The following is a 15389-nucleotide window of genomic DNA, read 5'->3' on the forward strand; positions in this document are numbered from 1 at the left end:
ACGATGCTCTTCCTCTACAACATGCCGGCCGCCTTGATGGGTGCGTTGATTGTCGGCGCGACGCTCGCCGCGGCCTTGAGCGGCTATCTGCTGTTTCGCCGCTGCTTTCCGGTTCATCTCAATGCCGAACAGCGCGGCATGACCGTGGCGATGATGTCCGCGGTGACGACCATCAATTCGCTGCTGGTCGCGTTCGCCGCCATCACGGTCTGGGGCACCTACGACGCAGCGGCCGGCACGGTCTCGTCCGAAGCCGCGTGCGCGACCGAACTCGCTCACGATCTCGCGTCGTTCGGCAAGCCGGATGCGCTCATCGCGAGGCGCGAGCTGATCGTCTATATCGAGCATGTGGTTCGGGACGAATGGCCGCAAATGCAGCAGTACGCGCGCGCGGACGCCGGGACCCAGGCCGCGTTCGACCGGATGTTCGCGACCACCAACCGGATCGTGCCGTCGGACGATCGCGAGCGGGCACTCCTGACCGAAGTGCTTGCCCGCGTGAATGAAATGACCAAGCTTAGGGAGCATCGGCTGCAGGCACTCGATGTCGCCATGCCGGTGACGTTGTGGGGTGTCATGCTGATCGCGAGCGCGCTCTCGCTGGTGCTGCTATACGTGTTGCCCGTGACCCGTTTTCATCTTGGACTCGTGACCATCTGGGCAACCACGCTCGGTCTTGCGTTCTTTTTCGTGCTGGCCGTCGACCGGCCGTTCGCCGGCGAAGTCAGCGTGAGTCCGGCGCCCATGCAGCACGCCATCGACACCCTCGCCGCTGAAGACGCGGAACATCAGGCTGCGCCGGCCTAGCTCGTCTTACATACGGCCACCTCCCCCCGGGCCGGATGTAAGCGCGCCGTTTATTCATGCGTTGCACATAAGAGCGGCTGACCTTGCACGTCTTCAGGTGTCACATGACGCGCGAGCCACAGCGCCGCTTCCGTGCGGTTCGAGACCCCGATCTGCCGGAAGAGCGCGTACAGGTGATTCTTGATGGTCCCCTCCGCGACGTTGAGCACCCGGCAGATCTGCTTGTTCGACTTCCCTTCGGCCAGCAGACGCAACACCTGGCGCTGCCGTGGCGTCAGGCGCTCGAATGCCCGATCGCCGGACTGCGCTTGTGCCGGCCCCAACTCGGCACCAAGGCCGTAAGTCGGCGGAACATAGATTGCGCCCGACGCGACACGGCAGAGCGCATCGGCGAATTCGTCCGCGCTCGCATGACGCTCGACGATGCCCGAGGCGCCCGCCATCAGCGCATCGGCAATCGCCTGACGACCCACCGTGCGCACCACGAATAGCCATGGCACCGTCCCCAGGACATCCTGCAGCACCTTCGGCCAGCCTATTCGCGCGGCACGCTCGTCCCATTCGAGCGTGACCGCGCCGACCGTTCCCGGCGGCAGGTCTTCGCGGATGCGGTAGATGTCTTCGGGACGCTGGGCCGACCACACCTGGCAATTGCTGTCGCGTTTCCACAAGACATCGGCTACCCCCGCCACGAACAACGGCGGGCTATCGATCATCAGAACGTTCATTTACGCGTATCCCCTCGGTAGAGAGACGCTCGGGTTCACGTTATTTGCGCCTCTTCGGCTCGCTTTTACCGCTCTTTTGAAAATGACGCACTAGTCCCGTTGATCCATGACAAACGTTCTAATGCAAAAGGCACTCCATTTCTTTCAGAATTAATATGTCCACGACCCCTGCCGTCATGCATGACGGATGGCCTCTCCACAGATCCCTCCAATTTATCTAATTTGAATAAAGGCAGTGTATTCGCACTGTCACAAATTCACCATGGAGGTTTGTATGGATGCCAATTTTATCGGCTCGGTCATTAATGCCTTACCAATGGACCAAATGATCGCGGGGCCATTGAAAGCAATGATTTCCGCGCAAACCCAGGCAGCGAAAAGCTATGCCGATTTTCTGATGCAGGTGTGCATTCAGAACGGCAAGGCAGTCGCCGTGCAGTTCGACTACGACGAAACGCTGGTCGACGAGAGCGGCGTATCGAAAGGCATGGTTCAGAAGACCATGCGCATCCCCCTGCTGGCCGCGATCGTTCATCCCATCATCGCCATCGAAGAAGGCACGATCGACTTCGAGATGGAAATCACTCAGTCGGAGAAGTCGGCGGAGTCCACGGAGGCGGGCGGGGAATTCCAGGCCAAGTTCGGCTGGGGCCCGGTCAGCGTAAGCATTTCGGGACGCGTCTCGCACAAGTCGGAGCAAACGCGCAGCACCGACACGCGAGCCAAGTATTCGATCCACACGCAGATCAAGCGGCAGCCCCCGCCGGAAGCGCTGATGCGCGTCATCGACTTCCTGACGGACGCCGCCACCAAACCGGTCGTGACCGAAGACAAGGCGAAAGACGTCAAGCCGCTGCCGGCCACGCCGACGGACGGCAAGCTCGCCGGCGAGACCACGCAACCGAGCACCCAGGCGAGCGGCCAGCAGCCTGTCCATCAATAAACGCGACGGCCATGGACGGCGGACGGACACCATGTTCAACCTCTTCAAGCGACGCCGCGGCATGCAGGCCTCACGCGGCACGCCGGCGGACGGCGTGCCGCACGACAACGCCACGCAGCGCACGGCCCCGCAGGGCGCAATCGATAGCAAGCCGGCCGCCGCGCTCGAAGCGGGCGAGCCGCCGGTTACCGCGCAAGCAGGGCCGCCTGCCTCAGCCCCGGCCTCGGCGGCGGCTGGCGATGCTCGCATGGCGACCGGCAGCGGCGAGGACGTGCCGCCCGGCGCTCCACCCTCCGGTGGAGCGCCGCCGCCGAACGCCGGCAATCCGCCGCCGCGCGGCCTCGCGCTCGACGACATCACGCGTGGCATGCAGCACGCGGCAGCCGCCGCGAACCAGTTGCTCTCGCTTCAGTACACCACCGTGCTCGATCAGTTCTTCGACCAGAACGAGGACGGCCTGCTCACGCCGCGCGCCGTCGAGGTGGCGCTCGACGCGGAGCACACGATGCCGGTGCCGCTGGTCGCGCTGGCGACGCCGCGCGGACTGGCGCTCGACAGGATGGTCGTGCACCTCACGGTGCGCGCGGACTTCACCGAAACGCTGCCGGCAGGCGGATTGGTGGGCGGCGATCAGCGCGGCCGTTTTTTCGTGACGCTCGCGCCGCCGTCGGCACGCCCGAACGCCGAGGGTCAGCAAGCTCAGCGCGACAGCCAGCACATCGACATCGAAATGCAGTTTGCGGCGCTCGACCCGCCCGAAGCGATCATGCGCGTGATCGACGAATACACCCACCGCCTCGTGCCGCGCGCACGCCACGACGACGAGGAGAAACGCCATGCCTGAGCAACCCGCATCCACCGGCGCACAAGGTATCGACCTGATCAAACAGTTCGAGGGCTTGCGCCTGACCCGCTATCTCGACGCTGTCGGCAAACCGACGATCGGCTATGGGCATCTGATTCTGCCGCACGAACGCTTCGATCGCCCGCTCACGGAGTCCGAGGCGCTGGCGCTCCTGAAGCGCGACTTGCGCAGCGCCGAACTCGCGCTGCGCAAGCTGATACGCGTCGCGATCACGCAGCAGCAATTCGATGCCTTGATGTCGTTCGTCTTCAACCTTGGCGCGGGGCGGCTGCATTCTTCGACGCTGCTGCGCTATCTGAACGCAGGTGCAACCCGTCAAGCCGCCGACCAGTTCCTCGTCTGGAACAAAGCGGGCGGCAAGCCACTCGCGGGACTGACGCGCCGCCGCCAGGCCGAACGAAAACTGTTTATTTCCTAGTGTCCTGACAGGAGACTTTCCGATGATTTCAAACCATCACGACCGTCCGGGTCGCGGACTCAGGCCGCGTGCCGTCTGCGCAATCGCAATCGGAGCCGCCGCCTTCTATTGCGCCACTGCGGCGCACGCGCAACAGTCTTCGCCCGCGCTTACCTGCGAGGTTGAAGTCGGGCGAATCAACCAGGCGCTGCAGTCCGCGCACCAGCCTGCGCTATGCGAGCGCTGCGGACAGCGGCTTGCCCAAACGCTCGACAGTCTTTACCGGATCGGCGTGCTGCCCACCTTCTACACGTCCGCGGACAGCGCCGGCTGGGACGACCCGCAGCGCCGGCCCGCGATGATGAGCGGCCACAGTCTCGCCGGCATTCCGGACGGCGCCGATCTGCTGGCCGACATCGACAGCGGCTTTGGGCCGCGCGGCATCCACCGGCTGCGCTACACGCCGTCGAACCAGCCTGTCGCCATCACCACGGCCGACCGCAGCGTCTCCATCCCGCTGGCGCCATGCACGCCCGGCGGCGCGCCCTGACACGCGCGGCGGGTATGGCGGGAACGTCGGCATGGGCCATCCTTCCTATGTCGCCGTACCGGCCTTCCGCCCTATTCATGCGAGCGCACCGCGCATCTACTCTGCAAGGGCAGTGAGACACAAGCAACGAATGCCCGACACGTAGACCCGAACGCTTAACGATCACACCCCCAACAGGAGCAATGGCATGAATTCGGCAGCCGCCCATAACGATTCGTTATCCAAACTTAATGTTCAACCATGCGGATTCCAGCGCCATGGCTTGCGCACGTGGTTCAGCGCGTTTGTGCTGATCGCCGCGACCGTCTCGTGCGCAAGCGCCGCGGAGCTCGCACCGCTGCCCACGCTCGGAGCCGACCTGCAGCACACGTCTGTCTCCGGACTATCGTCCGGCGCGTTCATGGCGGCCCAGTTCGACGTTGCCTGGTCGAGCCGTCTGATCGGCGCGGGCATCGTGGCCGGCGGGGCGTTCGATTGCGCAGGCGAGTCGGCCTTCGTGGCACCCGCCGTGGCGGCGGTGACGCTGTGCATGAAGCCCGCAGGCGCCGCGCCGGCGGCGGAAGGCGCGTGGCGGGCCGCGCAACGCATCGCCAGGGCCGGCCAGATCGACGACCCGGCCAACCTTCGCGAGCAGCGCATTTACCTCTTCAGCGGCGCGAAGGATAGCGTCGTCGCGACCCGTGTGGTCGATCAGGCCAGGCGCTTCTATGAACTGGCTCAAGTACCGGAATCCAGCATCGAGTATCAACGCCATCCCGACGCCGGCCATGCACTGATCACGAACCGCCCGGAAGACTCCCCCTGCGACGCGAACCAGAGCCCGTATATCAACAACTGTGGCTTCGAGCAATCGCACGAAATCCTGCGCTGGATCTACGCGAGACCCAATGCGCCGTTGAATGCGCCCACGGCGCAGGCAAGCGGCCAGTTGCGCAGCTTCGATCAGCGCGAGTTCGATCCCGATCGCCGCGCGTCGCTCGCCGACGCAGCGTACGTGTATGTGCCGGCGGATTGCCTGCATGCAGCGTGCGCGGTGCATGTCGCGTTTCACGGCTGCGTGCAGAACGCCGATGCGGTCGGCCAACGATTCATGCGCGGTGCCGGCTACAACGAGATCGCCGACACCAACCGCCTGATCGTGCTCTACCCGCAGGCTGCCAAATCGGCCGTCAATCCGCTCGGTTGCTGGGACTTCTGGGGCTACACGAGTCCGGACCCGGACCATCCCGACTTCAACACTCGCGAGGCGCCGCAAATGGCCGCGGTGATGAAGATGATCGAGCGCCTGGGCGGCGCACGTCAGTGAATGCGGCGATTGCCAACGCCCATCGAGCCCGCACCCGAAACCCGAACCGATTAAGGACCCGTCATGCTCTCGACCCTCATCACGCAGTGGGAAAACGCCAATCTCGCCGCCTTCCAGTTATTCAGCAAACTCGTTGCGCAGTCGGCCAACCCGGCGGGACTGCCGGGCGTCACAACCGATGTCGGCGCGTGGCGTGCCTTCGTACGCACCGCCTTGCAGAGCGGTCAGCAGTACACGAGCGCGGCGCAATCGGCATTCGATGCCGGCTGGCGCGAGCAGCGCGACCGTCTCGCGCTCTCAGGCGCTGCCGCCGCGATCAAGGAGCTGGCCGCGATCAATGCCGACCTCGCGACGCGCATCGCCCAAGGTCACGTGCAGCACACCGGTGCGCTCACCGATGCGGCCGCCCAGTATCTCGACGACCTGTCCCGCAGCCGCAACGCCACGGATGCCGCGATGGCGTTCGGCCGGTTCGCCAACGACGTGCAGGCGCAGAGCCGGGCGCAAACGCTGCATACGTCGTCGATCGCCGGCAGCGTCTCTCCCGCCATCACGCAGTGGGTCGAGAAGCATCTCTCGGATGACAGCGCGGAGCAGGCGAAATGAACATCCATCTTCGGTTCGTCAACCGCTCGAATGACCGCGGCAACAGCGAAGTCGTGCTGTTCCAGCGCAACGTGATTCCCGATTTCGACGAGCTAGCGATCGCATGGAAGGTGATTCGCTTCTGCGGCCGGGATGGCCTCCATCCGTTCGTCTATTCGAGCGAGATCGAGATCGCGCTGGGCGACGAGCACGGCAACTACTCGCCGCGCATGAGCGCGCAACACGGCGAGCGTTTCGTCATCGGAACTCATCCGACCGGCCGCGCCCGGCTCGTCGCCGAACCGGCGCCGGCGAACGGCGCGGACGGCGGTCCGGACATCCAGGTCGTCAACCGGATGCCGCGCGGCGCGGTCAACGTCAACGCCTTCAGCGCGGGCAAGCTGATCGCCGCCAAGTGGGCCGTGGCGCCGGCCCAGAAGGCCGTTTTCCGCTTCACGCCGGTGCTGTGGATCGGCGTGGCGTCGCAGATCGAGGAAGGACGTGCGCTCAGTTCGGCCGTGCTGTCGAGCGACAACACGATGCTGCCCCTCGCCGGCATTGCCGCGGCCGACATCGTGATGACAGGCGGCGGCAGCGGCGCCGATGCACAGCCCTTCGCTTTCGCGCTCGAAAACGTCATGCATCTCTAGCGTCTCGCGTCGACACGACGCCGGCATGCGGCGTCTCACCTCTTCTTTCGTTTGACGGCCCGTCCAACCGGCAGGCCGGTGGCAAGGTGCGCGGCAAACCGATTGCCGTATTTCAACCTCAAGGAGCAGGCAAGTGGATATTCAACTGAACTTCGTCAACCGTTCGAACGACGCTAACAACTCGAACATCGTGATCTTCCAGAAAAACGTCGCGACGGATTTCGACGAACTGGCGATCGCGTGGAAAGTGATTCGCAACTGCGGCCAGGGCGACAATCATCCGTTCAAATTTCCGATGACGATGAGCGTGAGCGCGAGCGACAGCTACGGCAACTACATGCCGCAGCAAACCGCCAGCAACGGACAGGTCTTCCAGATTGTCCGCTCGACGTCGGGCGACGTGCTCACGCTCGGAACGGAGCCGGGCAACAGCTCGGAAGTCCAGGTCCGCAACGATCTGCCGAACGGCGCCGCGAACGCGACCATTTACAAGGACGGAAGCCCGCTTGCGACCAAGACATCGATCGCGCCGGGGCAAAAGGCCGTGTTCCAGTTCAAGCCGACATTGTGGATCGGTGTCGCGTCGCAGATCGAACAAGGTGCGTTGCTGAATTCGGCGGTCATCTCCGACATCAACACGGAGCTTTCGCTGCTCGGCATTGCCAGCGCCGACATCGTGATGACGGGCGGCGGTCCCGGCCCGCGCTCGCTGCCGTTCACCTTCCGGCTCGAACACGTCGTGATGGCGTAACGACGGACTTAGCGGACACGCGTCCGGCGTCGGAGGATTCGTCGTTCGACGCCGCTTCACTCCACCAGGAAAAGGTCAGTCATGGACATCAAACTCAACTTCATCAACCTCTCCAACGACGTCAACAACAGTCAGATCGTGATCTTTCAGAAAAACGTCTCGACGGATTTCGACGAGCTCGCGGTCGCATGGAAGGTCATCAGCAACTGCGGGCGCGGCGACAATCACCCGTTCGTCTTTCCGCTGCAAACCACCGTCACCGCCAGCGACGCGGACGGCAACTACATGCCGCAGAAAGTCGCGCAGAACGGCCAGATGTTCAGCGTGAGCCGCGCCGCATCCGGCAATGTGCTCGCGCTCGCCGGCGCATCGTCGAGTTCGCGCGAGATCCAGTTGCGCAACGATCTGCGCACGGGCGCCATCAGCGCCGGCGTGTTCAAGGACAACCGGCTGCTCGCGAAGAAAACCGGCATCGTGCCGGGACAGAAGGCCGTGTTCGAGTTCAAGCCGACGCTCTGGATCGGCACCGCCTCGGAGGTCGAGCAAGGCAAGGTGATGAATTCCGCCGTGATCTCCGACATCAACACCGAACTGTCGCTGCTCGGCATCGCGCGCTGCGACGTCGTGATGACGGGCGGCGGCGGCGGGACCACGGCTGTGCCGTATCAGTTCAAGCTGGCGAACATCGTCATGGGCTAACCGGACGAATCGGCGGCAATTTCACTATTGGCAACCGCAATCTTCAAAGGAGATGCATCATGCCGCTTCACGAAATCGATACTGAAAAACCAACAAAGGCAAAGAATTCGTTGGTCAGCGCGTACCATAAAGAGAAACAGAAAGGCCTCGGCGTCTGGATCCGCAAAGGACTTCTGAAGGGCAGCGACAACCCGGATCTTGCGTTGCTTGGCGGCCACCTCGTCGTTCGTCTTTACAGCATCGAAGACGATGAGAAGGCAAACGAAGTGTCGGGCACCACCCACTGGATCTTCAAATCGTCGGCTGGTCATTACTACGGTGTCGTCGTCAGCGGACCGCTCGGCGAGAGCTAGATCGATGCGGTCATTCACGGCATCGATCGATCGCCGATCGATTGCGGCTGACTCATGCAATCAGGCAAAAGCGGCCTTGCTGTGAATCAGCAAGGCCGCTTTTTTATGCCGCTGCAGCCAAGCTGCGACGCGCTCAACCCCACGCTTGTGACGATCTGCCCTCCACCACCGTGCATTGCAGACCCGACATGCGGCCGGCGGTGTCGATCGCCGCCTCCAGTTCGGCAAACGGATATGACTTCAACTCGACCGCTTCGAGCGGAATCTGCCCGGACGTCACGAGCGAAACCAGCGCGAGATAGTCAGCGCGCGTGTACATGAAGTGGCCGATCAATTCCCAATTGTTCAGCAGCATCTCGCTGTACGTAATTGGCAAGGCCACTTGCATGCTGCCCATCAGCACGAGCCGCCCGCCGCGGCGCAGGCTGCGCAATGCGGCGAGGGTCGCGCTTGCGTCGGTGGCCTGCCCGACCATGTCGAACGCGAGGTCCGCGCCGCCACCGCTTGCCGCGCGAATCGCTGCGATGTCTTGCGCGGCGTCGCCAGTCAACACGACGGGCACCACCCGCCCACGGCCTTGCTCGACCAACGCCTGCAGCGATTCCCGGCGCCGGCCGAGCGCGACGACCTTGCTCGCGCCGAGCGCCAACGCCGCCAGCACGGCCGCCGAGCCGAAGTAGCCGCTCGCGCCGTTGACCACCACCGTTTCGCCCGCTGACAGACGGCCGCGCCGCAAACCACCGAACGGCACCGAGAATTTGCCCAGCACCGCGAGACGAGCGGCGTCGATCTCGTCCAGTCCGTCCAGCGCGATCAGCGTCGAGGCCGGAAATTCGGCCACTTCGCGCAATGTGCCGTGCGGAAATTCAGCCAGCAGCGCAGCGCTGTCGGCGCTGATGGCGGTGAGCCCCAACAGCGCTTGCGCCGGCTCGCGCACTGTTTCGTCGGCAATCCAGTACGGATTCACAGCGACCCGCTGACCCGCGCGAAACGCCACCACGCCCTCGCCTACCGCGACGATCCGGCCGACCCCGTTGGTGCCCGGAGAAAACGGTCTCGGCGGATACGCATACGGCAACTTCCCTTCCACATAATCGCGCGTGTAACTGAGCAACGGTACCGCCTCCATCCGCACCAGCACGGCATGGCGGCGCGGCTGCGGTTGCGTCACGTCGCGCAAGGCCAGCGGCTTGCCGGGTTCATCGAGCATCCAGGCTTTCATGTGAGGTTCCTTCAGTTCGTTTCGGTGCTTGAACTGTAGTAGCGCGGCACGTATTCTAGAAATCAATTACTCGCATGCGACCCATCAACATGATTGATCTCCGCGGCATCGATCTGAATCTGCTGGTTTCGCTCGACGCGCTGCTCGCCGAGTCGAACGTGACGCGTGCGGCCGACCGGCTGCATCTGACGCAACCGGCTGTCTCCACGCAGCTCGCGCGCTTGCGCCAGATCTTCGGCGATCCGCTGCTGCTGCCCGCCGAAACCGGCCGCGGCATGACACGCACGGCCCGGGCGCTGGAGTTGATGGAGCCGCTTCATGCCGCGTTGAAGAATCTCGAAGCGGTGGTGCGCCACCAGCCTGCCTTCGATCCCCATACCGACACGCGGCGCTTCGTGATCGCCGCGCACGACAACGCCACCGCGGTGCTCGGCATGCGCCTGATGGAGCGCTTGCCGACGGCCGCGGGGCCCGGTGTGCGCGTGGCGTTCGTGATCGGCGACCAGCCCACCGCCGCGTCGCGGCTCGAAAGCGGCGAGATCGACCTGCTGCTCGGTTCCGACCGGATGATTCCGCCGTCGATGAAAACCCGCAAGCTCTACGACGAGCATTTCGTATTCGTGCAACGCAAGGGCCACCCGCGCGGGGTCGCTCCACTCGATCTCGACGCCTACTGCGCGCTCGATCACGTGCTGGTGTCGACCAGCGGCGGCAGTTTTCACGGCTTCATGGACGAGCATCTCGACGAACTCGGCCGCGAACGGCGCGTCGCGCTGTCGCTCCAGCACTTCGCGCTGGTGCCCGAACTGCTGTCGAACACCGACTATGTGTCGACACTGCCGTCGCGCTTCGCCGCACGCTACGCCGACCGGCTCGACACTTTTGCGCTACCGTTCGACGCACGCGGCTTCACGTTGTACGCGGGCTGGCACCCGCGCAACCAGGCCGACCCGGCGCTCGTGTGGCTGCGGGAGAGCCTGGCCGGGTTGGCGACACCCTAGGCGCTCGGACGGACTCCTCGTCTCACGCAAAACAGTCTTTCTTTTTGCACGCAGAAAGAAGGCGCCTTTCTGTATTTACATTCCTGTTCGTTAAGCGCAACGTCCGTGGTTGACGTGCGTGCGCCGCGGCGTTTGTGGTTATGCGCTCCACCATTCGGTTCGATTGATTACGCCGTGACTCGCCGCCAGGTCAGTGCGGGCCCGGTTGCGCCGCGTCGAGATACTGTTGCATTCGCAACGGCACCGAAATTGCTGGGCGCGATGAACCAGAGCGCGACGCTTCGGATGCCGACGTGCGGTTAGCCGACGCATCGGTTCAACCGAAGCCCGGTTGCCCGCCCGTCGGCTACTCGTAAGTCGGCTGCTCGTAAGTCGGTAACCCGCACGTCGGTAACCCGCATGTCGGTAACCCGCATGTCGCCATGCCTGCATTGACCTTTCAATGGAGCCAGCAGACCGCCATGTCCACGAAGAACGAACGTCAGGATTCCGGCGAGGCGCCCGCCGCCACGCTACCCCAACCGTCGCGCCGCCGCTTTCTGCAATCGGCTGCCGCTGCGGCCACCGTCGGCGCGGCGCCGCATCTGCGGGCGCAAACACAGACACCCACTCCGGCCGCGCCGCCTGCGGAGGTCCGTGCACCCGTGCCGGGCCGTCCGGTCACGCTGACGATCAACGGCCGCGCTTACACGCTGCAACTCGAACCGCGCGTGACCTTGCTCGATGCGCTGCGCGAGTACGCGGGACTGATGGGCACGAAAAAAGGCTGTGACCGCGGGCAATGCGGCGCATGCACGGTGATCGCCGACGGCCGCCGCATCAACTCCTGCCTTACCCTTGCCGTCATGCATGAGGGCGAGCACATCACGACGGTGGAAGGACTTGCCAGCAACGGCGTGCTGAGTCCGTTGCAACAGGCCTTCATCGAGCACGACGCGTTCCAGTGCGGCTACTGTACGCCCGGGCAGTTGTGTTCCGCGACTGCCCTGCTGAACGAATTCCGCAACGGCACGGCCAGCACCGTGACCGCCGACGTCCGCAGCCGCCCCCCGCAACTTTCCGACGACGAGATCCGCGAACGCATGAGCGGCAATATCTGCCGCTGCGGCGCGTACGCGAATATCGTCGCGGCGGTGCGCGCCGTGCATGAGGGCGGCGGCAAGAACGTTGCGCGCGGCAGTGGCAATGGCAGTGGCAGTGGCAGTGGCAACGACGCCGGCAGTGGCAGTGGCAACGACGCCGGCAGTGCCATGAACAACGGCAGCGGCGGCAGCGCCAACCGCCACAACGCCTGACGGAGCGACCAGCATGGATGCGATCTCTTACGAACGCGCCGCCGATGTCGCCGGCGCCGTGCGCGCGGCGCAGCAACCGGGTGCGGTGTTCATCGGCGGCGGCACCAATCTGCTCGACCTGATGAAGGGCGGCGTGGCGCGGCCGATGCGGCTCATCGATATCACGCACATCGGCGGACTCGATACAGTCACTACGCTGCCCGATGGCGGCATCCGCATCGGCGCCCTGGTGCGCAACAGCGACGCGGCCAATCACGCACTGGTGCGCGAACAATACCCGTTGCTGTCGCAAGCATTTCTGGCGGGGGCGTCGTCGCAATTGCGCAATATGGCGACCGTCGGCGGCAATCTGTTGCAACGCACCAGCTGCGGCTACTTTTACGACACCGCCTTCACGCAGTGCAATAAGCGCATGCCCGGCAGCGGTTGCGCGGCGCTCGACGGCCACAATCGCACGCACGCGATTCTCGGTGCGAGTCCGCAATGCATTGCGGTGAACCCGTCGGATATGAGCGTGGCGCTCGCCGCGCTCGACGCCGTCGTGCGCGTAAGCGGCCCCGCAGGCGAGCGGACGATTCCGTTTGCCGACTTTCATCGGCTTCCCGGCGACCGGCCCGACATCGATACGACTTTGCAGCCGGGCGAGTTGATTACCGCCGTCGATTTGCCGCCGCCTTTGTTCAGCGCGAACGCCCACTACCTGAAAGTGCGTGACCGCGCCAGTTACGCATTTGCGCTGATCTCGGTGGCCGCCGCCTTGCAGATGGACGGCGATCGCGTGAAAACCGCGCGTATCGCATTAGGCGGCGTCGCGCACAAACCGTGGCGCGCGAGCGCCGCCGAGCAGATGCTCGATGGCCGGCCGCTCACCCAGGCCACGTTGCACAACGCCGCTGCCGCCGCGCTACGCGATGCGAGGCCGCAGCATGACAATCGTTTCAAGGTGCAGCTCGCGCAACGCGCGATCGTGCGCGCCGTGAACCAGGCCGCGGGCCGAGCCGGAGGTGTCGCATGAATCTGATCGGCCAACCGTTGGACCGCATTGACGGTCTGCTGAAAGTCACCGGCGAAGCGCGCTACGCCGCCGAGTTCCCCGAAGCGCGGCTCGCGCATGCCGTGCTCGTCACCAGCACGATTGCGAGCGGCACCATTGCGTCGATCGATGCGAGCCGCGCGCAGGCGTTGCCCGGCGTGCTGCTGGTGATGACGTATCAGAACGCGCCGCGTCTGCCGAATGGCGGCCGGCCCACGTTGACACCGCCGGCCGGGCGGCGCCTCTCGCTGCTGCAGGACAACCAGATTCACTACAACAACGAGCCGGTCGCGGTGGTGGTCGCCGATACGCTGGAACATGCCACCGACGCCGCGCGTCAGCTTCGCATTGCCTACCAGGGCAGCGCCGCGACACTCGATTTCAATGAGGCGAAGCCGAACGGCCATGCGCCCGACAAACCGCAAGGCCGCACCACCGACACGCAGCGCGGCGACTTCGAGGACGGCATGCGCGGCGGCACAGTCCACGTCGCCGCCGTTTACACGACGCCGATCGAGCATCACAACCCAATGGAGCCGCACGCCACGATGGCGCACTGGGACGGCCCGCAACTCACGCTCTACGATTCGACGCAAGGCGTCAGCGGTGCGGCGCAGGCGGTCGCCAGGACATTCAGCATGCCGCCCGGCGACGTGCGCGTGATTTCGCCGTTTATCGGCGGGGGCTTCGGTTGCAAGGGATCGTCGTGGTCGCATGTGTCGTTGTGCGCGATGGCCGCAAAACAGACCGGACGCCCGGTGCGCCTCGTGCTCGAGCGGCCGCAAATGTTCGGTCCCGTCGGCGCGCGTCCGCATACCGAGCAACATCTCACGCTTGCCGCGCGGCACGACGGCACGCTGACCGCGATACGCCACGACAGTATTTCGAACACGTCGATGTTCGAAGACTGGACCGAGACCTGCTGCATGGTCACGCGCATGCTGTACACGGTGCCCAATCAGGTGACCACGCACCGCATCGTGCCGATGAATCTGGGCACGCCGACCTTCATGCGCGCACCCGGCGAAACAACCGGCTCGTTCGCGCTCGAATCGGCGATGGACGAACTCGCCGCGGCGTTGAAGATGGACCCGCTCGCGCTGCGTCTGAAGAATTACGCCGATGCCGATCCGCAAGAAAACAAGCCGTGGTCCGGCAAATCCTTGCGCGAGTGCTATCAGATCGGCGCGGAGAAATTCGGCTGGTCGCGGCGCACGAGCGCACCGCGTTCGATGCGCAACGGCAACACGCTGATCGGCATGGGCATGGCCACCGCCACCTATCCGGCCAACCGCAGCGAAGCCGCGGCGATTGCGCGCATTCTGCCGGACGGCAGCGCCATGGTTGCTTCCGGCACCCAGGACCTCGGCACCGGCACCTATACGGTGATGACCCAGGTTGCCGCCGACGCACTCGGCTTCGCGCCGGAAAACATTCACTTCGCGCTCGGCGATTCGTCGCTGCCGAGAGCGCCGGGATCGGGCGGCTCGCAATCGGCGGCAAGCGTCTCGCCCGCTGTGCGCGATGCCGCGACCCAGGCGCGCAGCCAGTTGATCGCACTGGCGCTCGCCGACGAAGCCTCGCCGGTGCACGGCATCGCACCCGACGACATCACGGTGGAAAATGGCTGGGTCGTGAGCCGCTCGCAACCGGCAAAGCGCGATCCGGCGGCGGCGATCATCGCGCGCTCAGGCGGCAAGCCGATCGAAACCACCTCCACGGTCAAACCCGGCGACGAGAAACAGAAGTATTCGTTTCATTCGTTCGGCGCCGTGTTCGTCGAAGTCCATGTCGATGCCGACCTCGGCACGATTCGCGTGCCACGCGTGGTCGGCGTGTATGACGTGGGACGCGTGCTGAACGCGAAGACCGCGCGCAGCCAGATGATGGGCGGCATCGTGTGGGGCGTGGGGGCGGCGCTGCAGGAAGAAACCTCGCTCGATACGCGCTATGGGCGCTTCACCAACGCGAATCTCGCCGAGTACCACGTACCGGTGAATGCCGACATGGGTTCGCTCGACATCACGTTCATCGATCGGCCCGATCCGTACATCAACTCGCTCGGCGTACGCGGTATCGGCGAAATCGGCATCACCGGCGTGCCAGCGGCAATCGCGAATGCGGTGTATCACGCGACCGGCGTGCGCGTGCGCGATCTGCCGGTGACGCTCGATAAGGTGATGGGGGCGATGCAGGTGTGAGGC

At 64.7% G+C, this 15389-nt stretch carries 17 protein-coding genes; 15 read left to right on the top strand and 2 right to left on the bottom strand.

What is annotated here, in order from left to right:
* Positions 1-3 precede the first annotated feature (3 nt).
* Complete coding sequence (locus tag DSC91_RS09550) at positions 4-807, top strand: bestrophin-like domain (protein ID WP_115777893.1); 804 nt, start codon at positions 4-6, stop codon at positions 805-807.
* Positions 808-857: 50 nt separating this feature from the next.
* Here the strand turns inward: DSC91_RS09550 and DSC91_RS09555 are convergent, their stop codons facing one another.
* Positions 858-1535, bottom strand: coding sequence for a response regulator transcription factor (locus DSC91_RS09555; RefSeq protein ID WP_115777894.1), 678 nt, complete (start codon positions 1533-1535; stop codon positions 858-860).
* Between the two features lie 274 nt (positions 1536-1809).
* Between DSC91_RS09555 and DSC91_RS09560 the strand changes: the two genes are divergently transcribed.
* The 10 genes from DSC91_RS09560 (at position 1810) to DSC91_RS09605 (ending at position 8634) form a co-directional block, all read left to right on the top strand.
* On the top strand, positions 1810-2478 hold the full coding sequence (locus DSC91_RS09560; RefSeq protein ID WP_115777895.1) for a DUF2589 domain-containing protein: 669 nt from the start codon (positions 1810-1812) through the stop codon (positions 2476-2478).
* A gap of 31 nt (positions 2479-2509) precedes the next feature.
* Entirely contained in the window at positions 2510-3322 is an 813-nt protein-coding gene (locus DSC91_RS09565) for a DUF2589 domain-containing protein (protein WP_229758173.1), read from the top strand.
* Positions 3315-3761 (top strand): lysozyme, encoded by a 447-nt coding sequence (locus DSC91_RS09570; RefSeq protein ID WP_115777896.1) that lies wholly within the window; start codon positions 3315-3317, stop codon positions 3759-3761. The genes DSC91_RS09565 and DSC91_RS09570 overlap by 8 nt, the downstream gene beginning before the upstream one ends.
* A 22-nt stretch (positions 3762-3783) precedes the next feature.
* Positions 3784-4290 (top strand): hypothetical protein, encoded by a 507-nt coding sequence (locus DSC91_RS09575; RefSeq protein WP_115777897.1) that lies wholly within the window; start codon positions 3784-3786, stop codon positions 4288-4290.
* 187 nt (positions 4291-4477) lie between these two features.
* On the top strand, positions 4478-5596 hold the full coding sequence (locus DSC91_RS09580; RefSeq protein ID WP_115777898.1) for an extracellular catalytic domain type 2 short-chain-length polyhydroxyalkanoate depolymerase: 1119 nt from the start codon (positions 4478-4480) through the stop codon (positions 5594-5596).
* 63 nt (positions 5597-5659) lie between these two features.
* Positions 5660-6202, top strand: a complete 543-nt coding sequence (locus tag DSC91_RS09585) for a hypothetical protein (RefSeq protein ID WP_115777899.1) — start codon at positions 5660-5662, stop codon at positions 6200-6202.
* Positions 6199-6831, top strand: a complete 633-nt coding sequence (locus DSC91_RS09590) for a hypothetical protein (protein ID WP_115777900.1) — start codon at positions 6199-6201, stop codon at positions 6829-6831. The genes DSC91_RS09585 and DSC91_RS09590 overlap by 4 nt, the downstream gene beginning before the upstream one ends.
* Before the next feature lie 133 nt (positions 6832-6964).
* Positions 6965-7582 (top strand): hypothetical protein, encoded by a 618-nt coding sequence (locus DSC91_RS09595; protein ID WP_115777901.1) that lies wholly within the window; start codon positions 6965-6967, stop codon positions 7580-7582.
* 81 nt (positions 7583-7663) lie between these two features.
* Entirely contained in the window at positions 7664-8281 is a 618-nt protein-coding gene (locus DSC91_RS09600; protein WP_115777902.1) for a hypothetical protein, read from the top strand.
* 59 nt (positions 8282-8340) lie between these two features.
* Positions 8341-8634 (top strand): hypothetical protein, encoded by a 294-nt coding sequence (locus tag DSC91_RS09605; protein ID WP_115777903.1) that lies wholly within the window; start codon positions 8341-8343, stop codon positions 8632-8634.
* Between the two features lie 133 nt (positions 8635-8767).
* On the opposite strand, the gene DSC91_RS09610 is transcribed toward DSC91_RS09605, so the two are convergent.
* Positions 8768-9856 (bottom strand): zinc-binding dehydrogenase, encoded by a 1089-nt coding sequence (locus tag DSC91_RS09610; RefSeq protein WP_115777904.1) that lies wholly within the window; start codon positions 9854-9856, stop codon positions 8768-8770.
* Between the two features lie 89 nt (positions 9857-9945).
* On the opposite strand from DSC91_RS09610, the gene DSC91_RS09615 reads away from it, so the two are divergent.
* The 4 genes from DSC91_RS09615 (at position 9946) to DSC91_RS09630 (ending at position 15386) form a co-directional block, all read left to right on the top strand.
* Positions 9946-10857 carry a LysR family transcriptional regulator gene (locus DSC91_RS09615; protein WP_115777905.1) on the top strand — a complete coding sequence of 304 codons (912 nt, stop codon included), beginning with the start codon at positions 9946-9948 and terminating at the stop codon, positions 10855-10857.
* Positions 10858-11318: 461 nt separating this feature from the next.
* On the top strand, positions 11319-12152 hold the full coding sequence (locus DSC91_RS09620; RefSeq protein WP_115777906.1) for a 2Fe-2S iron-sulfur cluster-binding protein: 834 nt from the start codon (positions 11319-11321) through the stop codon (positions 12150-12152).
* A gap of 13 nt (positions 12153-12165) precedes the next feature.
* Positions 12166-13167 carry an FAD binding domain-containing protein gene (locus tag DSC91_RS09625; RefSeq protein ID WP_115777907.1) on the top strand — a complete coding sequence of 334 codons (1002 nt, stop codon included), beginning with the start codon at positions 12166-12168 and terminating at the stop codon, positions 13165-13167.
* Positions 13164-15386 (top strand): xanthine dehydrogenase family protein molybdopterin-binding subunit, encoded by a 2223-nt coding sequence (locus DSC91_RS09630; RefSeq protein ID WP_115777908.1) that lies wholly within the window; start codon positions 13164-13166, stop codon positions 15384-15386. Before DSC91_RS09625 ends, DSC91_RS09630 begins: the two co-directional genes overlap by 4 nt.
* The last annotated feature ends 3 nt before the right edge of the window (positions 15387-15389 follow it).

This window comes from Paraburkholderia caffeinilytica (assembly GCF_003368325.1).
In the GTDB taxonomy this organism is placed as follows: Bacteria; Pseudomonadota; Gammaproteobacteria; order Burkholderiales; family Burkholderiaceae; genus Paraburkholderia; species Paraburkholderia caffeinilytica.

Coding starts and splice junctions, on each gene's coding strand:
- DSC91_RS09615 (WP_115777905.1), top strand. CDS start 9,946: ATGATTGATCTCCGCGGCATCGATCTGAATCTGCTGGTTTCGCTCGAC.
- DSC91_RS09625 (WP_115777907.1), top strand. CDS start 12,166: ATGGATGCGATCTCTTACGAACGCGCCGCCGATGTCGCCGGCGCCGTG.
- DSC91_RS09605 (WP_115777903.1), top strand. CDS start 8,341: ATGCCGCTTCACGAAATCGATACTGAAAAACCAACAAAGGCAAAGAAT.
- DSC91_RS09630 (WP_115777908.1), top strand. CDS start 13,164: ATGAATCTGATCGGCCAACCGTTGGACCGCATTGACGGTCTGCTGAAA.
- DSC91_RS09550 (WP_115777893.1), top strand. CDS start 4: ATGCTCTTCCTCTACAACATGCCGGCCGCCTTGATGGGTGCGTTGATT.
- DSC91_RS09565 (WP_229758173.1), top strand. CDS start 2,510: ATGTTCAACCTCTTCAAGCGACGCCGCGGCATGCAGGCCTCACGCGGC.
- DSC91_RS09580 (WP_115777898.1), top strand. CDS start 4,478: ATGAATTCGGCAGCCGCCCATAACGATTCGTTATCCAAACTTAATGTT.
- DSC91_RS09575 (WP_115777897.1), top strand. CDS start 3,784: ATGATTTCAAACCATCACGACCGTCCGGGTCGCGGACTCAGGCCGCGT.
- DSC91_RS09620 (WP_115777906.1), top strand. CDS start 11,319: ATGTCCACGAAGAACGAACGTCAGGATTCCGGCGAGGCGCCCGCCGCC.
- DSC91_RS09610 (WP_115777904.1), bottom strand. CDS start 9,856: ATGAAAGCCTGGATGCTCGATGAACCCGGCAAGCCGCTGGCCTTGCGC.
- DSC91_RS09555 (WP_115777894.1), bottom strand. CDS start 1,535: ATGAACGTTCTGATGATCGATAGCCCGCCGTTGTTCGTGGCGGGGGTA.
- DSC91_RS09600 (WP_115777902.1), top strand. CDS start 7,664: ATGGACATCAAACTCAACTTCATCAACCTCTCCAACGACGTCAACAAC.
- DSC91_RS09585 (WP_115777899.1), top strand. CDS start 5,660: ATGCTCTCGACCCTCATCACGCAGTGGGAAAACGCCAATCTCGCCGCC.
- DSC91_RS09560 (WP_115777895.1), top strand. CDS start 1,810: ATGGATGCCAATTTTATCGGCTCGGTCATTAATGCCTTACCAATGGAC.
- DSC91_RS09590 (WP_115777900.1), top strand. CDS start 6,199: ATGAACATCCATCTTCGGTTCGTCAACCGCTCGAATGACCGCGGCAAC.
- DSC91_RS09570 (WP_115777896.1), top strand. CDS start 3,315: ATGCCTGAGCAACCCGCATCCACCGGCGCACAAGGTATCGACCTGATC.